Raw genomic sequence first — 23,590 nt, 5'->3', positions numbered from 1 at the left:
TGCCCCGAGTGGTTGCCCTCAGGTGGGCGGCGGGCTGCCCGATAGGCTGGACGGGTGAGTTCTGAGTCGAGAGGTGACAACGGCGACTCGTCGCGTCGGGAGCCGGTCTTCCGTGTTCTCGAACTGATCGCCACCGGAATCGTCCGCGGCCAGAAGATGGACCTGCGATTCGACGGTCTCGACAACATCCCCGCCGACGGTGGTGCGGTCCTGGTGATCAACCACACGAGCTACGTCGACTTCCTGCCCGCGGCGTACGGCGTGTACCAGGCGGGGCGTCGAACGCGGTTCATGATCAAGTCCGAGATGATGGATGTCGCCATCATGCGGTTCTTGATCACCCGCACCCGCTCCGTGCCCGTTGATCGATCGCAAGGTGTCGAGGCCTTTCGGGGCGCGGTCTCGTCGCTGCGAGAGGGTCGGATCGTCGCGGTGTATCCGGAGGCGACGATCAGTCGCAGCTTTGAGCTCAAGGACTTCAAGACCGGTGCGGTGCGCATGGCTGCAGAGGCAGGAGTGCCCTTGATTCCGACCATCGTCTGGGGAGCGCAGCGACAGTGGACCAAGGGTGGCACACGTGACATGGGGCGCAGTCGGATTCCGGTGCGCGTGCGCTACGGCAGTCCGATAACGGTTGCGGCCGCGAGTAATCCGGAGCAGGAGACATCGCGACTACGAGACGTGATGCGCGAGCAACTCCTGCGTGTTCAGCACGATTACGGATCGCACCCGGAAGGTGAGTTCTGGGTGCCCCACCGACTCGGTGGTTCGGCACCCACACCCGAGGAGGCTGCGGTCATCGAGAAGGACGAAGCCGAGCGCAAGGCTGCTGCCCGCGAGCGAAAGGCCAATGGTGAGTGACGCATCCGCAGCGTCGACCGGCGAGAGCACAGTCGGATTCGACGGCCCGCCGACACTGATCGCCAGTGACGTCGACGGCACCCTGATCGACGACCAGAACACGGTGTCGCCCTTCACGATCGGCGTGCTCGGAGCAGCGTGTGATGCCGGCACCGAGTTCGTCCTTGCGACGGGCAGGCCACCTCGTTGGATCGCCGAGATCACCGACCAATTCCCGGGTTCCGCGGTCAACGTGCGATATGCGGTGTGCGCCAACGGTGCGATCATCTACGACGTCGCGAACGACAAGATCGTGTATTCGGCTCTGCTGCAAACCGATCGGCTCGCGGTGCTCCGCGAGGTGATCGCGCGGTGTCTTCCCGACGCCGGGGTTGCCGGAGAACGGGTCGGCTCGTCGGAATTCGACGCTGCGACACCGCCGTTCGTGGCGACCGCGGGTTATCGACACGCGTGGCTCAACCCCGACCACATCGAGGTAGGCGACGACGAGGTCTACTCGGAGCCGGTGGTGAAACTTCTTGTGCGACAGCCCGATCTGGCCAGTGGTGAGATGGCGCGGCGACTTCTGCCGGAGGTCGACGGCATCGCGCAGGTCACCTTCTCCACCGACAACGGACTGATCGAGCTCTCGGTGCCCGACACGCACAAGGCGTCGGGTCTCGACAAACTGATCGACCTCGCAGGGCTTTCCGGCGAGCGCACCGTGGCGTTCGGTGACATGCCGAACGACGTCGAGATGCTCACCTGGGCCGGGCACGGAGTTGCGATGGGACACGCGCATCCGGCTGCAATCGCCGCCGCCGACGAAGTGACGGTCGGCAACAACGAGGACGGCGTCGCGCGGGTGCTCGCGCGGTGGTTCGGGTAGAACGACCGCGCGAGCTGAGGGGTTTTAGGCGAGTCCGAGCGCGAACGCCCCGACGAAAGCGCGCACCGCGTCGGAGTTCGGTGGGTGGAAGCTGCCCGCGCGTACGTCGCGGTAGAGCCGCTCCAACTCGTTACGACGATGCAGCGCACCGGCTCCCGCGATCTCGAGCGCAAGGTCGGTGACCTGTCGGGCGACCCGGGTGCTGTTCTCCTTTGCGGCGAACAGGCGCAGGAGGGCGCGGTCGCCGAGATCCTCACCGGCGGTGAGCGATTTGGTGAGATCGTCCAGTGCGCCGGTCACGGCTTCGAGTGCCAGTTCGGCCTCCGCGACGTGATACTGCGTGAACGGCTTGTGGGCGACGGTCTCGCCGTCGAGGCTGAGCGCGCTGCGCGACGTCGCCGAGGCGATCGCGAGATCGAGTGCGCGGCGGGCGATTCCGACGTAGATGTTGCCGAGCGCCGGAAGTACCCACGGGAAGATACCCGCGACGTATCCGGTGGGTTGCTCGCCGAGTTCGACGACGCCGACGGTGCGTTCGTGCGGAACGAAGACGTTGTCGAGCAGGGTGTCGTGGCTTGCAGTTGCCCGCACACTCAGGGTGTCCCAGGTCTCGACGGTGGTGACGCCTTCTTCGCCGCGAGGAATGAAGGTGTGCACGATCTTTGGGTGTTCGGGGTCGGAGTTGTCGCGGGCGTGCACACCCAGCCAATCCCACGCCGGTGACAACGAGGTGAAGATCTTTCGGCCGGTGATGCGGTAACCACCCTCGACCGGAGTCGCGATGGTCGTCGAATCGTCGATGACGAGGTCGTTGCCGGGTTCGCCGTGTCCGGCCGCGATCACCTTGCCTGCCGCGACCTCGTCGGCGAGCCACGAGACATCCGAATTGCCCTGTGCGAGTTGATCGGTGATCGGTCCGACCCAGTACAGGTGCATGTTGATCCCGAGCGCGGTGGCGGGCGCAAATGTGGCCAGACGACGCTGCTCGGCGTTGAGCTGGTGTAGCGTCAGGCCGAGGCCGCCGCGTTCGACCGGCAGCGTTGCGCGCAGGTAGCCGAGTTCGGAGAGGTCGGCGAGGTCGTCGGCGAAGAAGGTGTTGTCGCGATCATGGGCGACGGCGCGCTCGCGGAAGCGTTCGAGGGTGTCCTCGGGGATCACCCATTCGGTGGTGGTCGGTTGAATTGTTGTCTCTGTCATGGCGTTTCCCCTTGTGGAATTGCGGCTGTGGAGTCTTGGCTGTGAGTTTTCCGCTGTGGCGATGCTGGGCAGCGAGGTGTCAGTCGAAGAACTGGTCGTCGGGGCGTACCTGGAGTGCGATGCTGAACCTGTTCGCTGCGGCGAAGGCTGCGACCACCTGGATTGCCTCGTAGATCGCGGCGTCGTCGAGTCCGAGGTCGCGCAGCTTGTCGAGGTCGTCGTCGGAGACCTCGCCCGGGCGGACCGAGAGTGTGGCCGCGAAGTCGGCGAGTGTGCGCTGGCGGGCGGTGAGTTCACGGACCTCGCGGTAGTCGACGGCGATTCGGGTGCCGAGCTTCTTGTCGCCGAGTGCATCGCCGAGGCTCACGGCATGGTTGAGACGGCAATAGGAGCAACCGTTTTCGGCAGAACTGACTGTGGCGATCAGTTCACGGTCGGCGTAGGGGAGCAGGCCGGCGTTGGGGTCGAGCAGTCCGAGGATGTACTCGTTGAACCGCGCGGCGTGTGCGCCACCGAGCGCGAACGCGCGCACCCAGTTGGGGATGTAGCCCAATTGACGCTCGATGGAACGGATCTGGCGTTGGAGGTCGTCGGGCAGGTCGTCGATCTCGGGCACGGTGAGGCGCGAGATCTGGGTCTCGGGAGCGGCGTCGAGCGTGTTTGTCATGAGGTGTCCCCTGGAGGTGGAGTCGGTGTGGTTGCGATGTCGGTGAATCGTCGATCTGCGTGATGCCGTGCGGCAGACGGGTCCGCGGTGGTGCGTCGAACGATATGAAGCGTCGTAAGCGACCGACAGGTTAAGAACTGCGGCGATCCGAATAGTGGGCATGCCCAGTCGGCTTTACGAAGCGCCCAGTCGGCGCGAGGAGGCGCCCACTCGGCCGGCGGAACGCCCACTCGGCCGTACGGAGCGCCCACTCGGCCGTACGGAGCGCCCAGGCGGCGTGGATGCGCGCGTGGTCGGGGCGAGGGGGCCGTCCAACTCGTGACGCGGTTGTTATGCCCTGAGGTTGGTATTTGGAAGAAGAATCACTATGGTCACATACGTCCCATTAGTCACATCTGTAACAGGCCTCGATGGGGAGAGTCTGACCAACTGCGCGCTGGAGGTGCGGACAGCCGTGAAACTCCGACTGTCGAATCCGTTCGTCTCCCGGGCGCGTCCGGGGAGTCGACGTCGTCGAACATCGTCTGCGGTCGTCTGTGCCGTTGCCCCTGCGCTGCTGGTGGGAGGGGTCATCGCGGGCGACGGCTTCTCTGCGCGATCCGACATCGGTCTCGTGGCCGACCCCGGCGTGGTCCTGATCGGGCACGGGCACGGTCACGGCCGTGGCATGGGCCAGTGGGGTGCGTACGGGTACGCCAAGAAGGGCTGGTCGTCGTCGAAGATCCTCCAGCACTTCTACGGCGGGACGACGCTGAGCAAGGCCGACCGGCCCGACATCACCGTCGGACTGAGCAAGCAGTCCGCGGTCAACGTCCGCGCCGACGCAGGTGCGCGTGTGGGCAGTGTGCAGGTGCAGCCGGGGCAGGCTGTCAGCATCTCGGGTGGAACCGCGACCATCACCAACGGCTGTGGCGGCGGCGCGGTGCAATCGGTGCCCGCGACCTTCGTCGATCCGATCAACGCGGCGACCAATCGCCCCGGAAACGAGTTGCTGAAGTTCTGCGGGTCGAACGCGGCGTACCGCGGTTCGCTCGGGCTCGACGGCGGACGCGTGGTCAACAAACTGAACCTCGACGACTACGTCAAGGGTGTGATCGCCAAGGAGAGCATTCCGAGCTGGGGCGATGCGGGCGGCATGGAAGCGCTCAAGGCGCAGGCCGTCGTCGCGCGGAGCTACGCGCTCTCGGCCATCGCGGGCGGCAAGAAGATCGACGACACGCAGAACTCCCAGATGTACGGCGGAGTCGCGGGTGAGGACCCGCGCACCAATCGTGCGGCCGACGCGACCGCGGGACAGATCCTGCGGCAGAACGGCCAGCCGGCGTTCACGGAGTTCTCCGCGTCGACCGGTGGTTACACCGCGGGTGGACGTTTCCCCGCCGTCGTCGACGAGGGTGATTCGATTGCGCCGGAACATAATTGGACCGCCACCGTGAGTGGCGCGAGCATCGCGTCTGCTTTCGGGGTCGGTGCGCTGCGCAGTTTCGAGGTGATCGAGGCCAACGGACTCGGGCCAGAGAACGGACGCGCCTTGCGGGTCCGGGTATCCGGCTCGGGCGGCACCGTCGAGGCGACCGGCGAAGACGTCCGAACCAAGCTGCAGCTCAAATCGTCGTGGTTCTCGGTGAAGGGTCAGACGAGCAAGCCGAAGATCGTGACACCGCCGACGGGGCCGGGTGCAGGCGCCGGATTGGGTTCCGCCGACCTGGGCTCGCTGATCCCCGACTCGCTGACCGGACTGGCCGACAACCTCGTGCCGGGGTCGTCGAAGCTCCTGGGCATCGCGACCGACGCGCTCAACGGCAAGCTCGGTGATCTCGGTGGCGTCACCGGGCCGCTCGGCCAGGCGGTCGGCGTCCCGACGCTGACGCCCGACGGCGCCGGGGTCACGCAGCTCTTCCAGAAGGGGATGATGTTCTTCAGCCAGCCGACCGGCGCCCACGCGCTCGCGGGCAAGGGCCTGGCCGACTTCCAGCAGCGCGGCGGCGTCCCGGTGCTCGGCTTCCCGCGCGCCGACCGGCTGCGCTGAGCGGTCGGGCCGGGCCAGCGGTGTGGCGGCCCGATCGGCGTGGCGGCTCGATCCGTATGACAGTTCGGGCCGGTTTCGGGGGTGAACGTCATACGGATCGTCGAGCCGACATCGTCGAGCCGACCACCTGAGCCGACGACCCCCGAGCCGACGAACCGGGCCCGACTACTCCGGGCCGGCGTCGACGACCTGTGAGGCGATTTCGACGAGTTTGGTGTTGGAGTCCTGAGAGAGCCGCGCGAGCAGGCTGAACGCCTGGTCGGGGGTGAGTCGGTAGCGCTCCATCAGCATGCCCTTGGCCTGGCCGATCAGGTCGCGTGAACTCAGTGCGGTGCGGAGCTGTTCCTTTTCGCGGACCGCGGAGAACGCGGTTGCGGTGTGGGCCGCGAACAACTGGCCGAGTGCCCGCGACTCGTCGTCGAACGCGTTTGGAACGGTGCTGTGCAGATTGAGAGCGCCGCGCTCCTCGCCTGCGATGTAGAGGCAGAAGCACGCCATCGACCCGATGCCGAGGTCGGCGGCCGCCGCGCAGAACGTCGGCCATCGTGTTTCTCGACGCATGTCGTCGATCCAGATCGTGGTGTCGTCGGTGGCCGAGCGGATGCATGGCCCCTCGCCGAGTTCCTGCTGAAGCGCATCCGACTGCGCTGCGATCTCGCCGATCATCACAGGCGTCTCGATGCGACCGTTGGTGACGATCGTGATGCTGGCGTAGTCAGAGCCGATCGCCTCGGCGGCTGCTTTGGTGAACAGGCGCAGCAGCATGTCGCTGTCGGTGCTCTCCGACTGCAATTGCGCGACGATGCGAGCGATCTCCGAACTCTTCTGTGCGATCTCAGTGCCCGTCCACGTGGTCGGTGCGTCTGTCCGCGAGGTGAGGTCAGTCAACGGTTACTCCTTCGGCAAGGCATCCACACAGCACTTCGTCACAGGCGCACATTTGGTGCTGTGCAGAGACGTTTGGCCGCGACCTTTCAGCCGAAAACATACTCCGTACCCCGGAGGAGATGCGACGTGATCGAGCTGCCGAGAATGGGCTGTGGGTTGTCGTCCGCGTTGCGGGGACGCTTCTGCTCCGCGAAGGATCGCGCAGCGGCATTCTTCACGGCCATCACGATCGGCGAGACGCCGATGGTTTGCACACGGTGCCACGGCACATTCGCGTCGCCGGGGTGTGCCCAGTACCAGAGCCAGATCGGGTACATCCACAGTTGGATACCGCGTGGTTTTGCGACACGCATGGCGGCCTGGCCGACGGCTTCGTGATCGGCCTCGCCGTCGTGATCCCAGACGGCCAAGACGCCGTTTCGGGCGCCCGGCCGGTCGTCGAGGGCGTCGGTGATCATCGCGTCGAGCCGGTCGGGGTACTGCTCGAGGGTTCCCGAGTGGAGGCCGCCCCACCGCGGGAGGTCGAGGCCGAGCAGCATCGACGCGGTGTCGAGTTCGAGGTGTCGACGGTTTGCCAGTTGCTCCGGCGATCCGGGGTGGGTCGCATGGCCGTCGGAGGCGCAGATCGTGACCACCTCGATGCCGTTCGCCGCCGCGGCATGCACCAGGCCACCGGCCCCCAGGATCTCGTCGTCGGGATGAGCTGCGACGACGACGAGGCGATCGATGTCGAAGGCAACCTGTGGCCAGCTCTGCGAAGCCAGCCCAGGTCAGCCACTCCGGTTCCGGGGTGCCGAACGACTGCGGTGGCTGACTGTGCGTCGGCGCGGGAAAGAACCGGGTCATCGGTGTGCGGGGCGGAATCGGGACGTCAGACGTCGAAGAACTACGCGGAGAGACTGGTGGGGTGATGTGCTGGGAGGTCATTGGCGGACTCCTCGGGGAGTTGCGCAATCCGCGGTACTCGAACAGCGGTACACAAACTGCGTCGCACAGTCTTCGGTGAGCCGTTTTCTACAGCCCGATGTATTGATCATACCGGCCCTGGCCAGCCTTAATTGTGTGCTCGGGGCACATCACATCCGAATAGGGGACTCGCGACGTCGTCTCAGGGTGTTCGCGTGTGTCGACCTCCTCGACCCTGCATGCGTCGACGACGCTGCCCCCGCGTGTGTGGACGACTCCCCTGCGTGTGTGGATAGCTCCGTTGTCGGGTCCGTTACCCTGAACACCCGTGGCCACCAATAGCACCGTCGCGTCGAACTCCGCCTTCGATCTGATCATCGTCGGATCCGGGTTCTTCGGTCTCACCATCGCCGAGCGCGCGGCGACCCAGCTCGACAAGCGGGTTCTGGTGGTCGAGCGCAGGTCGCACATCGGCGGCAACGCATACTCGGAGGCCGAGCCCGAAACCGGCATCGAGGTGCACAAATACGGCGCCCACCTGTTCCACACGTCGAACAAGAAGGTGTGGGACTACGTCAATCAGTTCACCGACTTCACGGGTTACCAGCACCGGGTGTTCGCGCTGCACGACGGCCAGGCGTACCAGTTCCCGATGGGGCTGGGCCTGGTGTCGCAGTTCTTCGGCCGGTACTACAGCCCCGATGAGGCGCGCGCGCTGATCGCCGAGCAGTCCAGCGAGATCGACACCAAGGACGCCAAGAACCTCGAGGAGAAGGCGATCAGCCTGATCGGGCGCCCGCTGTACGAGGCGTTCATCAAGGCGTACACGGCCAAGCAGTGGCAGACCGACCCCAAGAACCTGCCCGCGTCGAACATCACGCGGCTGCCCGTGCGCTACACCTTCGACAACCGCTACTTCAACGACACCTACGAAGGGTTGCCGGTCGACGGGTACACCGCGTGGCTGGAGAACATGGCTGCCGACGACCGCATCGAGGTGCGCACCGACACCGACTGGTTCGCCATCCGCGACGAGATCCGCGCCGCCAACCCCGACGCACCGGTCGTCTACACCGGCCCGCTCGACCGGTACTTCGACTACTCGGCGGGACGCCTGGGATGGCGCACCCTCGACTTCGAGACCGAGGTGCTGGCAACCGGCGACTTCCAGGGCACCCCGGTGATGAACTACAACGACGCCGACGTCCCGTTCACGCGCATCCACGAGTTCCGACACTTCCACCCCGAGCGCAAGAACTATCCGACGGACAAGACCGTCATCATGCGCGAGTTCAGCCGATTCGCCAACGACGACGACGAGCCGTACTACCCCATCAACACCCCGGAGGACCGCGACAAGCTCGCCGCCTACCGGGAGCTCGCCAAGACCGAGACCGCAGACGCCAAGGTGTTGTTCGGCGGCCGGTTGGGCACCTACCAATACCTGGACATGCACATGGCGATCGCGAGTGCGCTCACCATGTTCGAGAACACGCTGGCGCCGCACCTGAGTGACGGTGCGCCGCTGGCGGAGGCGGAGTAGATGAGTGTGACTGTTTCCAACGAAACGACGTCTGTCGAGACGATCGAGACCACCGGGGCGCAGCCGGCGACGGCGCCGAGCGTTCCCGAGTCGAAGGCCGTTGAACTGCTGCAGCGGGTCATCTTCCCGCGGCCGGGTGAGCCCATCGACGTGCGCTCGCTCTATCAGGTGGAGTCCGACAACAACACTCGTCGTGCCCACGCGCCGACCAGGGCGTCTGTGCTTCTCGCAGGCGAGTCGGAGGTCAGCTTCGAGACCTACTTCAACGCGTTCGCGGCGTCGTATTGGCGACGCTGGTCGGTCCTGAAGTCGGTCGTGCTGCGCGTCGAGGTCCGCGGCACGTGCCGCGTGGACCTCTACCGCTCCAAGGTCGACGGTTCGCGTATCGGTATCGGCGGCGACCTGGTGCCCACCGACGAACATGGTTACGGCGTCATCGAATTCGAGCTCGACCTCGGGCCATTCGAGGACGGCGGATGGATCTGGTTCGACGTCACCACCGATACCGACACCGAAATCGTCTCGGCGGGTTGGTATTCGGCGGTCGCAGCGGCCACAGGCCCGGAGACCAAGCGCGTCACCGTCGGCATCCCGACCTTCAACCGGCCGACGGACGCGGTCAATGCACTGGCCGCGCTCACGTCGGATCCGTTGGTCGACGCGGTGATCGACGCCGTGCTGATGCCCGACCAGGGCACGCGCAATGTGGTCGACGAGCCCGGCTACGAGGAAGCTTCCGCGGCGCTCGGCGATCGGTTGCACATCTTCGACCAGGGCAACCTCGGCGGCTCGGGCGGCTACGCGCGCATCATGTACGAGGCGCTGCGGCTCACCGACAGCCCGTACATCCTCTACATGGACGACGACATCGCGATCGAGCCGGATTCCATCCTCCGCGCGCTCGCGATGTCGCGATTTGCCAAGTCGCCCATGCTCGTTGGCGGTCAGATGCTCAACCTGCAGGACCGCAGTCACCTGCATTCGATGGGTGAGGTGATCAATCACCACAACTTCATGTGGACGGCCGCGCCCTTCGTCGAGTACGACCACGACTTCGCGCAGTACCCGTTGCGCGACAGGGAGAATTCCAAGAACCTGCATCGTCGGATCGACGTCGAGGGCAACGGCTGGTGGATGTGCATGATCCCGCGTGAATGCGCGGAGCAGATCGGCCTACCGATGCCGTTGTTCATCAAGTGGGACGACTGGGAGTACGCCCTGCGTGCCGCGAAAGCGGGCTACCCGACGGCGACGATCCCGGGAATCGCCATCTGGCACATGGCCTGGAGCGACAAGGACGACGCCATCGACTGGCAGGCGTACTTCCACCTGCGCAACCGGCTCGTCGTCGCCTCGATCCATCACGACGGTCCGATCAAGGGGATTCTGCAGTCGATGGTCAAGGCGACTGCCAAACATCTTCTGAGCCTTGAATATTCGACGGTCGCAATTCAGAACGAAGCGATCCGCGACTTCCTCGCGGGTCCCGATCACATCCGCGATCTGCTGCCGACCGCGCTTCCCAAGATCGCGGAGATGCGTAAGCAGTACCCCGACGCGGTCGTGTTGCCCTCGGCAACCGAACTGCCTCGAACCAGCGGGGAGGCAACGCATCTCGGTGTCAACGTGCCGACCAATCCGGTGAGCAAGATCAAGGCGCTCGCGGCGTCGGTGGTCAACAACCTGCGCCCGGCAGACCCTCGTCATCACGAGGTGCCGCAAGCCAACTACCCGCCCATCGAGGCGCGGTGGTTCTCGCTCGGGCGGGTCGACGGCGTCACGGTCACCACGGCAGATGGTCGGGGAGTGGTGTATCGCCAGCGAGACCGCGACAAGATGATCGCGCTCGCACGCGAATCGGCTGCCCTGGTGCGTGAACTCAACGAGAGGTTTCCTGAGATGGCGCAGCGCTACCGCGCCGCTCATCAGGACTTGACCAGTAAGGAGAGCTGGGCGGGTGTCTTCGGAATCGAATGATCGGGACGTCGCGGAACGCGACGAGTCGTCGAACGATGCTGTCAGTCGCGGCGAGAGCCGCGAGGTCGACGCGCTGATCGCCATCCAGGATGCGCTCTACGACCGTCCCGGTGTGCTCCCGACAGCGCGGGCCCTCTCGCATTTCGGAGAGCATTCGCTCGGTTGGCTGGCCATCTCGGGAATCGGGTACGCCGTCGCTCGTCGTCGGGGCGACGCCACGGCGCAACGTCGGTGGGTCGAGGCCGGAGTCGGAGCATTCGGGACGCACGCGGCGTCGGTGATCATCAAACGCATCGTCCGACGCCCCCGGCCGCACGATCCCAGAATCCGCATCGGGGTGTCGACGCCGAGCAAGCTGAGCTTCCCGTCGTCGCACGCGACGTCGACAACTGCGGCGTCGATTCTGATCGGTAGGGCCGCCGGTTTGCCGCCCTACCTGCTACCGGCACTTCTGGTGCCACCTATGCTCACCTCGCGGCTTGTGCTCGGGGTTCACTATCCGAGCGACGTCGCCGCGGGAGCCGCACTCGGCGCACTGGGTGCTGGAGCCGTCATCGGTGCTGACACGCTGTTCGAGCAGGCATCGCGCACGGCTGCAGGGCATCCGCGTGCCACGCGCACCGCGCGTGTGGCGGCCCGAGCGGGTGCACTTGCACTGGTGCCCGGGCAGACCGCACGGACCGCGGCCGCGTGGGCGATCAGGAACCGAGGAGAGGCATGAGCGAGGAGCCCATCGAGCACGGCAAGAAGGTCGGCCCGCCCAAGAACCGGGTCGACGGCCTGATCAAGGCGCTCCGCCCACGCCAGTGGGTGAAGAACGTCCTGGTGCTGGCAGCTCCGCTCGCCGCGGGCAGCATCACCGATGCACACGTGCTCGGCCGCGCGGGTATCGCCTTCGTGGCGTTCTGTCTCGCGGCGTCGTGCATCTACCTGATCAACGACGCGATCGACGTCGAATCCGATCGCAACCACCCGACAAAGCGTTATCGGCCGATCGCCGCAGGCGTGGTGCCGGTCAAGCTCGCGTACGTACTCGCGGTGGTGCTCGGTGTGGCGTCGCTGCTGATCGCCTATTCAGCGAACTGGCAGACCGCGGTGGTCATCGCGATCTACCTGGTGATCCAGCTCGGTTACTGTTTCGGGCTCAAGAACCAGCCGGTCATCGACATCTGCATCGTCTCGTCCGGGTTCCTGCTGCGTGCGATCGCCGGTGGTACCGCGACCGACATCAAACTGTCGCAGTGGTTCCTGCTGGTCATGGCCTTCGGATCGCTGTTCATGGCAGCGGGCAAGCGCTACGCCGAGCTGGTTCTCGCCGAGCGAACCGGCGCAAAGATCCGCAAATCGCTGCAGTACTACACGACGAGTTACCTGCGTTTCGTGTGGACGCTGTCGGCGACGCTCGTCGTCGCGTTCTACGGGCTGTGGGCGTTCGACAAAAACTCCGGACACGACACCAACGTGTGGTACGCCATCTCGATGGTGCCGTTCACCATCGCGATTCTGCGCTATGCCGTCGTCGTCGACGGCGGTACCGCGGGCGAACCCGAAGAGATCGCCTTCGGCGACCGCATTCTGCAGATCCTGGCGCTGGCATGGATCGTCTGTGTTGGTGTCGCGGTCTATGTCGTCTGACGTTCGTGACGAGCCCGTTCGCGCGGGGCGACACAGACTTCGAGAGATCCCCGGCACTTCGGACTCCTATAACGACGCCGACCGAGCCTTGGGCACCGACGTCACGATGGTGATCCCCGTCATCGGTGAGAGGTCTGGTGCCGCCGATCCGGAACCCGGTCCCGTCGGCGAGGACGCCGGAGCTGATGTCGGCTCTGATGATCCAGGCCCTGAAGACCCTGGCCCTGATGACGACGAGAGCGAGAAGGCCGACGACGGTGCGGCCGCCGGCCCCCCGCCGGGAGCGGGGCGTCGGCGATTTCTGTCGTCGTGGGGTCCGCGTGAGTGGACGGCGACAGTCAGTTTCCTGATCGGGGCCATCGGGGTCGCAACCTTCTTCGCGATCGGTGCGTGGCAGCGTCGCTGGATCGCCGACGACGGTCTGATCGTGCTGCGCACGCTGCGAAACCTCTTCGCAGGCAACGGTCCGGTGTTCAATGCGGGCGAGCGTGTCGAGGCGAACACGTCGACGGCGTGGACCTACCTGCTGTGGTTCTGGGCATGGGTGACCGACGGTCAGCTCGAATACGTCGCCCTGTGGGTCGCGCTGGTGCTCTCGGTATCTGCGATCCCGATCGCGATGTATGGCACGGCACGACTACTCGGACCGCGCATCACCGGTCCCGCTGCAACCGGGATCACGCTGCTGTTGCCGCTGGGAGCGATCATCTACATCGCGATCCCACCCGCGCGTGACTTCGCAACGAGCGGTCTGGAAAACGGGCTGTGCATCTTTTGGGTCGCGGTGCTCTGGTGTCTGCTGATCGCGTGGTCCCGAAGACGGTCCGGTGGGGCACCGGAGGGCGCGCCGAGAAACGCGGATTACCGACGAGCAGCGGCGACGCTGTTCCTCGCATTCTGGGCTGGTCTCGCCCCGTTGATCCGGCCAGAACTCGCCGTGGTCGGCGGAATCGCCTTGCTGTTGGTCTTCCTGGCGCCGCTGACGTGGAAGATGCGCGTCGGCGTTGTGCTGTGTGCCGCGGTGTTGCCGGTTGGCTATCAGATCTTCCGGATGGGCTACTACGCACTGCTCATTCCCAACCCCGCCGTCGCGAAGGATGCGAGCGGGTCCAAGTGGCATCAGGGCTTCGTCTATCTCGGCAACCTCTTCGGGCCGTACACGCTTGTCCTTCCCGTCGTCCTCGCGATCGTTGCGGGAGTCCTGATCGTCGTGGGCATCCGGATGAACCGCGCGGCCACACGCGACGACTCGAGCGCCGCGGCGTCGTCGAAGGACACGTCGAAGGACTCGGAACGCCCGACGGTCCGCGAGCGACTGTCACGATGGTCACGCAATCTGCAGACTCCGACGACCGTCACGGTGGCCATCGTGGTCGCGGGATTCGTGGTCGGCGTCTACTGGCTGCGCCAGGGTGGCGACTTCATGCACGGCCGTGTGTTGCTGACGCCGATGTTCACGATCCTGCTCCCGGTCATGGTCATACCGCTCTCGCTGCCCGCTCTTGCCGATGTCCGCGCGGCCTTCGGACGCGGCGTCGACGCGGTGAAGGACCGGGGTCGGCGCCGACGCGTGATGGTGCAACTCGGCGGCGCGACCGTGATGGCTGCGCTGTGGATCACGACGCTCGTGTGGGCGATCGTCTGCCACGAGAAGGTGCTGCCCAACGCGGGCATCGACATCGGACGCAGCGGCATCGTCGACGAGCGTCGGTTCTACGTCACCAACATGGGCAATGAAAACCCGGTCACCGCAGCCGACTACCTCGACTACCCGCGCATGCGTGCGATGGTCGAGCGGATCGACGAGTACCGCACGCAGGGTGGAGTGATCCTGCCGTCGAACAACTACGACGAGTGGTACGTGGCCAAGCTGCCGGACAACACCCCGCAGTCAGAGCGCAAGGCGACCGTCTACTTCCTCAATCTCGGGATGACGAGCATGAACGCTCCGCTCGACGTCCGCGTGATCGACCAGATGGGCCTCGCGTACCCGATCGCCGCACACACCGAACGCCTCGAGGACGGTCGCATCGGGCACGACAAGAACCTGCCTGCCGAGTGGGTCATCGCGGAGTCCGGCGCCTATCCCAAATGGCCGGTGCTGCCGGGCTTCCTCGACGAGGACATGGTTGCGCAAGCGAAGGAAGCGCTGACGTGTTCGCAGACCGTCGATCGGATCGAGTCGTACAAGGACACGTGGTCCTTCGAGCGTTTCAAGAAGAATCTGCCTCAGTCGTTCGGCTTCTCCGACTACCGCATTCAGCGCAACCCGGAGTACGAACTCCAGCGCTGCGGACTGCCCGTTCCGCCCCGCATGCACCCGAGATGAGCGTCACAATCTGGACAAATCACCCAACGATCTGTGCAGGTCAGACACCTTAAGGGTGGCTAAGCGCATGACAGATTTGTCCTGTTATGTATCGGATAGGTAACGTCGGAGCCTGATAAAGCGATGAGAGATAAGACCGAGCGGTATTGGTCGATCGGCACCACGTCGACGTCGTAAGACGGTCCATGTGGCGACGGTCACACTGATTGTCAGTGTGTTGGACTATGCAATAGGCTCCCGAGTCGTTGTGCATTGCACCGGATTCGGTGTGTATTGCACTCGCAGGGTGTGTCTCGCACAGGTCGTGCGGAGGCCGCATGTGACGGGTGGGAACGTAGTCCAGGGGTAGCCAAGCCGGTCGGGTTGATATCGCGCACGTAACGATCTGGTGCCTGGTGTGTCCTGTGGGGCGCATGGGGACTGGTAACAGAGGAGAGTTTGGTCGATGGGAGTAGCGGTGAGGTCGGGAGCGATGACGCCCGGGAAACGCGGTGGATTCCGGATGCGTAGCCGGTTGGTTGCGGTGACAGTCGCGCTGATGACGATCGCGGGTCTCGCGTCGGTCATCACGGGCGCAGGTACCGCAGATGCACGTGTCAACGGAACACCCGCAGGCAAGAGCGAGTGGTGGATCGACGCCTGTGGCATGCCGACCAACGGCGCCTTCGGCAACAAGTCGATGGCTCCCGGCAAGGTCAAGGTGCGCTCCTGGTTCAAGCCGGGCAACACCCGCACCGTGATCCTTCTCGACGGGATGCGCGCCCAGTACGACTTCTCGGGCTGGGAAATCAACACCAACGTCCAGGAGCTGGTCAACCGCGGCGTCAACGTCGTCGAGCCGATCGGCGGACCTGCCAGCTTCTACACCAACTGGAACGCGCCGAGTAACTTCAACGGCCAGCAGCGTCGTTACATGTGGGAGTGCGTGATCCAGAACCGCCTCGCGCCGGCTCTGCGCCAGAAGGGCTTCAAGGGCAAGGGCGGCAAGTACGCCATCATGGGCATCTCGTCCGGTGGTAACGCGGCTCTGGTCCTCGCGGCCAAGCGCCCCGATCTCTACTACGCGGCAGGCTCGCTCTCGGGCTACGACTTCCTGAGCGCGCCGGGCATGCACACCATGCTTCGACTGGCCATGCTCGACGTCGATCCCAAGCCGTGGAACGTCGACGCCATGTGGGGTCCCCCGTGGGATCAGCGTTGGTACGACAACGACCCGTTCATGCTGATCAACCGCATGCATCACCTCAAGGTCTTCACCGGATCGGGTAACGGACTCTTCGGCCGCTACAACGCGCTGCCGAACGTCTTCGACGACCTGTTCAAGGGTTCGACGCTCGAGGTGCTGGCGCTGGCACAGCGCAAGGCATTCGAGGTCGCAGCCTTCACGCAGGGCATCAACCTGATGACCTACGACGCCAATGGCACCCACGCGTGGGGCTACTGGCAGGACATGGTGTGGAGCGCCTACCAGCGAGGCTTCTTCCGCTGATCTGATCAGTAACGCTCTACTCGTACGCGACCCCGACCGGGACTCCCGGTCGGGGTCGCGTCGTTTGTGGCCGACCTCGTAAGCGCCGCGTCGACTGACCCCATCTGCATCACAAGTCACAGAAATCTCATCCGCCTCAGCGCGTCGCGCGTGGATTCACCGTCGGGACAGGGTAAGAAACACCTGAGGCAAAATGTGGCTAGTGGGATTTGTGTGATTTCTGAGGTGTGCGTAGACGCGTGCACAGCGGAGTTCCGCCCCACCGGTGCGAAGGAGTGGGAATCGAATGCGTCGAGCGGTACGCGCTGATCGCGCGAAGGGGGATCGGGTGACGAACGAGCAGGGGTGGCGACGAGGACGTCGGATCACGCGTTTCGCAGCCACGGTGTCGGCGACGATCGCCGTGGCAGTCGGCGTGACGATGGCGGGCCAGGCGTCGGCGCCTGCTGATCCGCCCGCCGCGCCCCCTGCCAACCCGGCAGCGCCGGCCCAACCCGCAGCGCCGGCCCAACCCGCAGCGCCAGCCCAACCCGCAGCGCCGGCCCCCGCTCAGCCTGCGCCGCCCGCGGCAGCACCCGCGCAGCCTGCAGCGGCGCCCGCGCAGCCCGCACGCGTCACGAAGGTGTTCTGGTACACCGACCGCCGCGTCGCGCTGTGGGTGCACTCGCCCGCGATGAACACCGACATCCAGGTGCAGATCCTGCTGGCGCGCGACTGGTGGGCCCGCCCGGACGCCAAGTTCCCGCAACTGACGATGCTCGACGGCCTGCGTGCGCAGGACGACCAGAGCGGGTGGGTCCTGAACACCAACATCGTCGACTTCTACAAGGACAAGAACGTCAACGTCGTCCTGCCGATCGGCGGTGAGTCGAGCTTCTACACCGACTGGAAGCAGCCCGACCGCGGCAAGACCTACAAGTGGGAGACGTTCCTCATCCACGAGTTGCCCCCGATCATCGAAGGCGACTGGCGTTCGACGGACGTCCGCGGCATCGAGGGCCTCTCCATGGGTGGCACCGGTGCGATGATGCTGGCCGCGCGCAATCCGGGCTTCTACAAGTTCGCGGCGTCGTTCTCGGGCATTCTGCAGTTGACGTCGACGGGTATGCCGCAGGCAATCCAGTTCGCTCAGCGCGATGGCGGTGGCTACAACTCGATGAACATGTTCGGACCGCCGAGCGATCCGGCATGGAAGGAGCACGACCCGTTCCTGATCGCCGACAAGCTTCGCGGAACGAGCCTCTACGTCTCGTCGGGCAACGGACTCGTCGGACCACACGACAAGCCGTCGGATATCCCGCTGCTCGCCACGAACTACTCGGGCGTCGGTCTGGAACTGCTCAGCCGTGTCACGTCGCAGCAGTTCGCGATCAAGCTCAACCAGCTCGGCATCCCGGGGCAGGCGGTGTACCGACCGTCCGGAACCCACACCTGGGCCTACTGGGAGTTCGAGATGGCGCAGGCGTGGCCGCAGGCTGCGGCGGCGCTCGGACTCGGCGGTGACAAGGTCGCGTGCCGTGCGTCGGCGGCGTTCAAGAAGGTCGCAGACGCCAACAAGCTGGGCGGCTGCCTCACCCCTGAGTACGCGGTACCGGGTGGACGCGCACAGGACTTCTACAAGGGCCGCGTGATCACGGGTCCCAAGGGGCCCAAGGAGGTCGCGGGCGCGATCGGTGGGGCATACGCCTCGATCGGCGGTCCCGGCGGCAAACTGGGTCTGCCGACCAGTGACGAACTGCCAACCAGGGACGGCAAGGGACGCTTCAACACGTTCGAGCGCGGCAAGATTTCCTGGACCGCCAATGGCGGGACGGTCATCGGTAAATGACCGCGCGCAGTCTCACCCGGTGCCGAGTGTGTTCGATTGATCGGCACAGCCTCGGCGCCGGGTGTGGGTGCGCTGAGATCTCGCTGAGGAATCGCGGCGTTTTCGCAGGTGACGTCGTTGTGGTGGTCTGTGAGGTCTTGCGTTCGGAGTAGCCTGGCACGGTGCCGACAACGACCGGTCGGGTTGTGATGAGGAAGTGATGATGAGGAAGTTCTTCGGGTTGGGTGTGATGGTGGCCGGACTCGCTCTGGCAGGCGGATTGACCGCGTGCTCGGACGACTCGACAGCAAGTGCTCCGATCACGAGTGACCCCGTCACGACGACGTCGATGTACTCGTCTCCGTCGTCGTCGGCCGCGAAGTCGTCGGAATCAGAGACCGAGTCGTCGAAAGCCGCGTCGGACGGCACCAAGGTGTCGGGTTCGACGACGCTGCCCGCGACCGCACCGAACAGCGGCACCAAGGTGCCGGAGAACTTTCCCGGCCCCGGCGGCGAGCCGGTGAGCAACAAGGGCAAGAAGTACCTGCAGGCGCTCAAGGACCAGAACATCAGCTTCGCAGGCGACTCCGACAACTCCGTCGCGCTCAACAGCGCCGAGTACGTCTGTGCGCAGCAGTCCAAGGGAGCCGATCCGACGACAGTGAAGGCTTTCGTGACCGCGATGATCGGCCCGAGTTCGAAGAACGTCGCAGAGGCGAACTCGAAGGCGGACAAGGTCATCAAAGCCGCACGTGACAATTACTGCTAGGTGACGGCCAAGCGAGGTGCCACCGGTCGACGTAAGGGTCGTCGACTCGGTCGTATTGCACTGCTCCTAGCCCTTCTCGCCGTCATCGCGATCGTGTTGATCGTGATCTTGGTGATCACCCTGCTCAAACCCGGACCGCCGAGTATTCCCGGCGGCGAGGGGCCGTCGACCAGCGCTCCACCGTCACCCGGACGTCCGGAGGCGCAGTCCGCCGACTGTCCGGACGTGTTGACGCTGGTCATACCGGGTACCTGGGAATCGTCGGCCGACGACGACCCGATGAATCCGACGGCCAACAAGGCGTCGCTGATGCGACGGGTGTCCACGGCGTTGCAGAACGAGTACCCGACCTCGCGGACCGAGGTCTACACCGTTCCCTACATCGCGCAATTCCGTAACCCGACCAATCTCAACGACCGTCAGGTCGACTACAACGTGTCGCGACAGCAGGGCTACAACCGCGCTGCGGCAAAACTGCGTGACACCAACAAGAAGTGCCCGCTGACGCGCTACGTGATCATGGGCTTCTCGCAGGGTGCGGTCATCGGAGGCGACCTCGCGAGCAACATCGGCAACGGTCGCGGCCCGATCGCCGCGTCGGATCAGGACCTGGTGCTCGGCGTCGGGCTCATCGCCGACGGCCGACGCGAGAAGGGGCAGCAGAACGATATCGGCCCCGCACCCGACGGTGTCGGTGCGGAGGTCGCGCTCAGCGGGATTGGCAAGCTCGTGCCGGGGATCACGATGACCGGACCACGAAGCGGTGGCTTCGGCGATCTCCGAGACCGCGTCCAATCTATCTGTGCGCCAGGCGATCTCATCTGCGATTCGCCGACCGTCGCCAATCCGGTCGCTGCGGTCGGTCAGCTCGCGGGCGCGATCAACAATCCCGTTCACGCCATGTACGCGACCAAGCGCTACTGGCAGCTCGACGGCGTCAGCGCCACGCAATGGATGTACGGCTGGTCGAACAAAGTGATCGCCGACGCCCCGCGTCCCGCACACAACTGATGTAGATCCGACGTCGCGCCCGTCACGCGGCGTCGGATCGTCCCGTTCGCAGTCATGCCCGCGCTCGACTAGGTCGTATGTCCCGTCGAGCCGTGTTTGGGCAGCGCCGTCGACCTGCATTACCGTTGGACGGTCGGGCATATACGCCCACCAGACCAACCGGCAACGCGACCGGTAACCGCAGTGATGCGTGAGGAGAAGCAGGCGACGATGAGTGACCCCGGTGAACTGCGCAAGTTCCGGTTCGGAGCCGGCGGCGAGGGCAACAAGGACGAGGGCGGAGCCCGCAAGTTCGTGAAGCTGGCGCAGACCGCGGAAGAGTACGGCTACGACACGTTCGCGGTACCCGACCATCTGGGCAACCAGGTCGGACCGCTCGCAGCCCTCGGAGCGCTCAGCCAGGCGACGAGCACCATCCGTCTCGGAACCTCCGTGCTCGCCAACGGCTTCCGTCATCCGGCGATCCTGGCCAAGGAGGCCAACACGATCGACGTCCTGAGCAAGGGCCGACTCGAGCTCGGCATCGGCGCGGGATGGATGAAGGAAGAGTTCGACAAGGCAGGGATCGAGTTCGAGTCGCCGGGTGTGCGCATCAGGAAGCTCGACGAATCGCTGACCATCCTGGATAAGCTGATGCGCGGCGAGACCGTCGACTTCGACGGCGAGTTCTACCAGATCCACGGCCTCGAGGGCAGTCCGCGGCCTCGTCAGGGACCGCGACCGCCGATCGCAGTTGGCGGCGGCGGACCGAAGATGCTCGCCCTGGCCGCCAAGCACGCCGACATCATCTCCGTCGCCCCGGGCACCACTCCCGACGGCAAGATGAAGCTGTCGGACATGACGATCGAGAGGACGGCGGCGCGCGTCGACCGCATCCGCGAGGTCGCGGGCGACCGGTTCGCCGACATCGAGCTCAACTGGACCATCGCGGTCATCGTCATCACCGACGACCGCGAGGCCACTGCGGAAATGGCACTCAAGGCGCTTGCGCAGGGGTACCCGCCTAACATTGCCCACGACACCGAGTTCACCGTCGACGACGTGTTGACGTCGCCCTATATCGCGATCGGATCGTTCGAGGAGATCGCCGACCAGATCCGCGAGGTGCGTCGACGCACGACGATGTCGTACGTGGGCGTCTTCCCCACTCAGATGGATGCGTTTGCGCCTGTGCTTGCACAATTGAAGGGGGAGTAACATCATCGACGGCCCATTTCGCATTCGTCGGAATGGGCTGACGTGAATTCGCCTGCGAATGACTCTCGGGATGTGTCGGAATTCCGACGTCGTAAAGGTGCAATCCACCAAAAGCCAAGAATTCGGGTGAGTAGCCGAGTGTGGGCTACCGTGTCACGCGTTATAGATGCGGACGCGACGCCCAAAAGACGTGGTACCTGCGGGGAGTGCCACGACATCGCGCCGACGAGGCGCACGGACGTGGCGTCCCACAAGGGGGCCACAGGAGTAATGGATGCTGAACACAGAATTTGAGCAGTTCCTCGATGAGAGCGGCAACCTGCATTTCAACGAGGACGCGACGCTGGTCGACTATGTCGAACGGAACGTGCGCGATCAGGCTGACACGCTGGCGTACCGCTTCATCGACTACAGCCGCGAACGCGACGGCGAGGCGCAAGACCTCACCTGGGCGCAGTTCGGCAAGCGACTGCGCGCGGTCGCCGCACGGCTGCAGCAGGTCACCAAGCCCGGTGACCGAGTCGCGATTCTTGCTCCGCAGTCGCTGGAGTACGTGATCGGTTTCTTCGCGGCGCTCTATGCGAGCAACATCGCCGTTCCGCTCTTCAGCCCCGACGAGCCGGGCCACACCGATCGCCTGACCGCGGTGCTCGCCGACTGCAAGCCGACGGCAATCCTCACCTCGACCAAGTCGGCAGAGGCCGTACGCGACTTCTTCGCCGGCGTGCCCGCCAAGGAACGTCCCCGCGTGATCGCCGTCGACGCAGTCCCCGACTCCGTCGGATCGAGCTGGGTCGCACCGGTCGCGGGTAAGGACCACAACCGCGACACGGTCGCGTACCTGCAGTACACGTCGGGCTCCACCCGCGTGCCCGCAGGCGTCGAGATCACCTACGAGGCTGTCGCGGCCAACTGCCTGCAGATCTACGACTGCATCGAGATCGACCGCAACGCGCGCGGCGTCACCTGGCTGCCGATGTTCCACGACATGGGCCTGCTCACGGTGATCCTTCCGGCGCTCGGCGGCCGCTACATCACGATCATGAGCCCGCAGGCATTCGTCCGCAGGCCGGGCCGCTGGATCAAGGAACTCGCAGCGGCAAGCGACGGCGCCGAGACATATGCGGCAGCCCCGAACTTCGCCTACGAGCACGCCGCGGCACGCGGTCTGCCCAAGGACGGCGAGCACCTCGACCTGTCGAACGTCATCGGACTGATCAACGGCTCCGAGCCCGTCACCGTCAGCTCGATGAAGAAGTTCAACGACGCATTCGGTCCGTACGGCCTGCCCAAGACCGCGATCAAGCCCTGCTACGGCATGGCCGAGGCCACGCTGTTCGTCTCCGCGACACAGCGCAACAACGAGGCCAAGATCGTCTACGTCGACCGCGACGAACTCAACGCCGGACACATGAAGGTCGTCGACCAGCACGCACCCAACGCGGTCGCACAGGTCTCGTGTGGACAGGTCGCGCTGAGCCAGTGGGCCACGATCGTCGACGCCGCTGAATACGACGAGACCGGAAAGGCCGTCGAGAAAGCCGACGGCGAGGTCGGCGAGATCTGGCTGCACGGCCTCAACATCGGAGCCGGCTACTGGAACAAGGCTGACGAGAGCGAGGCGACGTTCCACAACACCGTCGACACGCCGCTCGAACAGGGCAGCCACACCGACGGCGCGCCCGCAGACGCACAGTGGATGCGCACCGGCGACTACGGCGTCTGGCTCGACGGCGAGCTCTACATCACCGGTCGCGTCAAAGACCTCGTGATCGTCGACGGCCGCAATCACTACCCGCAGGACCTCGAGTACAGCGCGCAGGAGGCCAGCACCGCGCTGCGCCCCGGCTTTGTCGCCGCCTTCGCCGTTCCCGCCAACCAACTGCCGAGCGTCGTCTTCGAGAACGCCGCCAGCGGACTGAAATTCGACGCCGACGACGCGTCGGAGCAGTTGGTGATCGTGGCCGAGCGCGGACCGGGCAAGAAGACCGATCCGCAGGAGATCGCCGACACCGTCCGCGCCGCAGTGGCTCAGCGCCACGGCGTCATGGCCCGCGACGTACTGCTCGTGCCCGCCGGCTCGATCCCTCGCACCAGCAGCGGCAAGATCGCCCGCCGCGCCACCAAGACCGCATATGTCGACGGCCGACTCCGCGGCGGATACAAGCAGGATGCGTTTCCCGATTCGGTGTGATTGGGCCCCACGGCGCCCACCGCTGGTCGAGCCTGTCGAGACCACTCGCTGGTCGAGCGGCCACCGCTGGTCGAGCCTGTCGAGACCACTCGCCGGTCGAGCCCCCGCCCGCTGGTCGAGCTTGTCGAGACCACTCGCCGGTCGAGCCCCCGCCCCGCTGGTCGAGCTTGTCGAGACCACATCTGCCCACAACCCGCGCAGCCCTGGCTGCGCCGCCAAGTAG

18 protein-coding genes are annotated in these 23,590 nt (G+C 65.3%); 14 read left to right on the top strand and 4 right to left on the bottom strand.

Translation table 11 applies throughout. The features are described 5' to 3' along the window. Window positions 1-54: 54 nt before the first annotated feature. On the top strand, window positions 55-861 hold the full coding sequence (locus ACRVY7_RS20915) for a lysophospholipid acyltransferase family protein (protein ID WP_431818496.1): 807 nt from the start codon (window positions 55-57) through the stop codon (window positions 859-861). Continuing rightward, window positions 851-1,729, top strand: a complete 879-nt coding sequence (locus ACRVY7_RS20910) for an HAD family hydrolase (protein WP_331436401.1) — start codon at window positions 851-853, stop codon at window positions 1,727-1,729. Before ACRVY7_RS20915 ends, ACRVY7_RS20910 begins: the two co-directional genes overlap by 11 nt. A gap of 24 nt (window positions 1,730-1,753) precedes the next feature. Here the strand turns inward: ACRVY7_RS20910 and ACRVY7_RS20905 are convergent, their stop codons facing one another. Beyond that, entirely contained in the window at window positions 1,754-2,926 is a 1,173-nt protein-coding gene (locus ACRVY7_RS20905; protein WP_431818495.1) for an acyl-CoA dehydrogenase family protein, read from the bottom strand. Window positions 2,927-3,005: 79 nt separating this feature from the next. Then, a complete protein-coding gene (locus ACRVY7_RS20900; RefSeq protein ID WP_431818494.1) occupies window positions 3,006-3,593 on the bottom strand; it encodes a peroxidase-related enzyme in 588 nt (195 codons plus the stop codon). 454 nt (window positions 3,594-4,047) lie between these two features. Between ACRVY7_RS20900 and ACRVY7_RS20895 the strand changes: the two genes are divergently transcribed. Beyond that, on the top strand, window positions 4,048-5,622 hold the full coding sequence (locus ACRVY7_RS20895) for a SpoIID/LytB domain-containing protein (RefSeq protein WP_431818493.1): 1,575 nt from the start codon (window positions 4,048-4,050) through the stop codon (window positions 5,620-5,622). 165 nt (window positions 5,623-5,787) lie between these two features. Here ACRVY7_RS20895 and ACRVY7_RS20890 read toward each other — a convergent pair whose 3' ends face one another. Beyond that, on the bottom strand, window positions 5,788-6,510 hold the full coding sequence (locus tag ACRVY7_RS20890) for a GAF and ANTAR domain-containing protein (protein ID WP_431818492.1): 723 nt from the start codon (window positions 6,508-6,510) through the stop codon (window positions 5,788-5,790). A gap of 86 nt (window positions 6,511-6,596) precedes the next feature. Further along, complete coding sequence (locus tag ACRVY7_RS20885) at window positions 6,597-7,175, bottom strand: PIG-L deacetylase family protein (RefSeq protein ID WP_431818491.1); 579 nt, start codon at window positions 7,173-7,175, stop codon at window positions 6,597-6,599. Window positions 7,176-7,744: 569 nt separating this feature from the next. Between ACRVY7_RS20885 and glf the strand changes: the two genes are divergently transcribed. From glf to fadD32, 11 genes are all read left to right on the top strand, one after another. Continuing rightward, window positions 7,745-8,959: a UDP-galactopyranose mutase gene (gene glf / locus ACRVY7_RS20880; RefSeq protein ID WP_431818490.1), complete on the top strand. Its 1,215-nt coding sequence runs from the start codon at window positions 7,745-7,747 to the stop codon at window positions 8,957-8,959. Then, window positions 8,960-10,936: a glycosyltransferase gene (locus tag ACRVY7_RS20875; protein WP_431818489.1), complete on the top strand. Its 1,977-nt coding sequence runs from the start codon at window positions 8,960-8,962 to the stop codon at window positions 10,934-10,936. Continuing rightward, window positions 10,917-11,657 carry a phosphatase PAP2 family protein gene (locus ACRVY7_RS20870; RefSeq protein ID WP_431818488.1) on the top strand — a complete coding sequence of 247 codons (741 nt, stop codon included), beginning with the start codon at window positions 10,917-10,919 and terminating at the stop codon, window positions 11,655-11,657. The genes ACRVY7_RS20875 and ACRVY7_RS20870 overlap by 20 nt, the downstream gene beginning before the upstream one ends. Then, window positions 11,654-12,571, top strand: a complete 918-nt coding sequence (locus ACRVY7_RS20865) for a decaprenyl-phosphate phosphoribosyltransferase (RefSeq protein ID WP_049700195.1) — start codon at window positions 11,654-11,656, stop codon at window positions 12,569-12,571. The genes ACRVY7_RS20870 and ACRVY7_RS20865 overlap by 4 nt, the downstream gene beginning before the upstream one ends. Then, on the top strand, window positions 12,561-14,900 hold the full coding sequence (locus ACRVY7_RS20860; protein WP_431818487.1) for an arabinofuranosyltransferase AftB family protein: 2,340 nt from the start codon (window positions 12,561-12,563) through the stop codon (window positions 14,898-14,900). The genes ACRVY7_RS20865 and ACRVY7_RS20860 overlap by 11 nt, the downstream gene beginning before the upstream one ends. A 472-nt stretch (window positions 14,901-15,372) precedes the next feature. After that, the gene (locus tag ACRVY7_RS20855) at window positions 15,373-16,389 is read left to right on the top strand and encodes an alpha/beta hydrolase (protein ID WP_049700194.1); all 1,017 of its coding nucleotides are present in this window, start codon (window positions 15,373-15,375) and stop codon (window positions 16,387-16,389) included. Window positions 16,390-16,675: 286 nt separating this feature from the next. After that, window positions 16,676-18,217 carry an alpha/beta hydrolase-fold protein gene (locus ACRVY7_RS20850; protein ID WP_431818486.1) on the top strand — a complete coding sequence of 514 codons (1,542 nt, stop codon included), beginning with the start codon at window positions 16,676-16,678 and terminating at the stop codon, window positions 18,215-18,217. A gap of 202 nt (window positions 18,218-18,419) precedes the next feature. After that, on the top strand, window positions 18,420-18,965 hold the full coding sequence (locus tag ACRVY7_RS20845) for a DUF732 domain-containing protein (RefSeq protein ID WP_270485310.1): 546 nt from the start codon (window positions 18,420-18,422) through the stop codon (window positions 18,963-18,965). Next, the gene (locus tag ACRVY7_RS20840; protein ID WP_049700192.1) at window positions 18,966-19,976 is read left to right on the top strand and encodes a cutinase family protein; all 1,011 of its coding nucleotides are present in this window, start codon (window positions 18,966-18,968) and stop codon (window positions 19,974-19,976) included. Between the two features lie 210 nt (window positions 19,977-20,186). After that, entirely contained in the window at window positions 20,187-21,173 is a 987-nt protein-coding gene (locus tag ACRVY7_RS20835) for an LLM class F420-dependent oxidoreductase (protein ID WP_152930124.1), read from the top strand. 274 nt (window positions 21,174-21,447) lie between these two features. Continuing rightward, window positions 21,448-23,367: a long-chain-fatty-acid--AMP ligase FadD32 gene (gene fadD32 / locus ACRVY7_RS20830; protein WP_431818485.1), complete on the top strand. Its 1,920-nt coding sequence runs from the start codon at window positions 21,448-21,450 to the stop codon at window positions 23,365-23,367. The last annotated feature ends 223 nt before the right edge of the window (window positions 23,368-23,590 follow it).

It is taken from the genome of Gordonia jacobaea (assembly GCF_965344965.1).
Taxonomy (GTDB): Bacteria; Actinomycetota; Actinomycetes; order Mycobacteriales; family Mycobacteriaceae; genus Gordonia; species Gordonia jacobaea.
This window is presented reverse-complemented; position numbering and strand designations above follow the sequence as displayed.

Excerpts from the sequence above, each read along its gene's own strand:
- ACRVY7_RS20865 (WP_049700195.1), top strand. The coding sequence starts at position 11,654 with ATGAGCGAGGAGCCCATCGAGCACGGCAAGAAGGTCGGCCCGCCCAAG.
- ACRVY7_RS20855 (WP_049700194.1), top strand. The coding sequence starts at position 15,373 with ATGACGCCCGGGAAACGCGGTGGATTCCGGATGCGTAGCCGGTTGGTT.
- ACRVY7_RS20835 (WP_152930124.1), top strand. The coding sequence starts at position 20,187 with ATGAGTGACCCCGGTGAACTGCGCAAGTTCCGGTTCGGAGCCGGCGGC.
- ACRVY7_RS20860 (WP_431818487.1), top strand. The coding sequence starts at position 12,561 with ATGTCGTCTGACGTTCGTGACGAGCCCGTTCGCGCGGGGCGACACAGA.
- ACRVY7_RS20845 (WP_270485310.1), top strand. The coding sequence starts at position 18,420 with ATGAGGAAGTTCTTCGGGTTGGGTGTGATGGTGGCCGGACTCGCTCTG.
- ACRVY7_RS20905 (WP_431818495.1), bottom strand. The coding sequence starts at position 2,926 with ATGACAGAGACAACAATTCAACCGACCACCACCGAATGGGTGATCCCC.
- ACRVY7_RS20875 (WP_431818489.1), top strand. The coding sequence starts at position 8,960 with ATGAGTGTGACTGTTTCCAACGAAACGACGTCTGTCGAGACGATCGAG.
- fadD32 (WP_431818485.1), top strand. The coding sequence starts at position 21,448 with ATGCTGAACACAGAATTTGAGCAGTTCCTCGATGAGAGCGGCAACCTG.
- ACRVY7_RS20850 (WP_431818486.1), top strand. The coding sequence starts at position 16,676 with ATGCGTCGAGCGGTACGCGCTGATCGCGCGAAGGGGGATCGGGTGACG.
- ACRVY7_RS20910 (WP_331436401.1), top strand. The coding sequence starts at position 851 with ATGGTGAGTGACGCATCCGCAGCGTCGACCGGCGAGAGCACAGTCGGA.
- ACRVY7_RS20900 (WP_431818494.1), bottom strand. The coding sequence starts at position 3,593 with ATGACAAACACGCTCGACGCCGCTCCCGAGACCCAGATCTCGCGCCTC.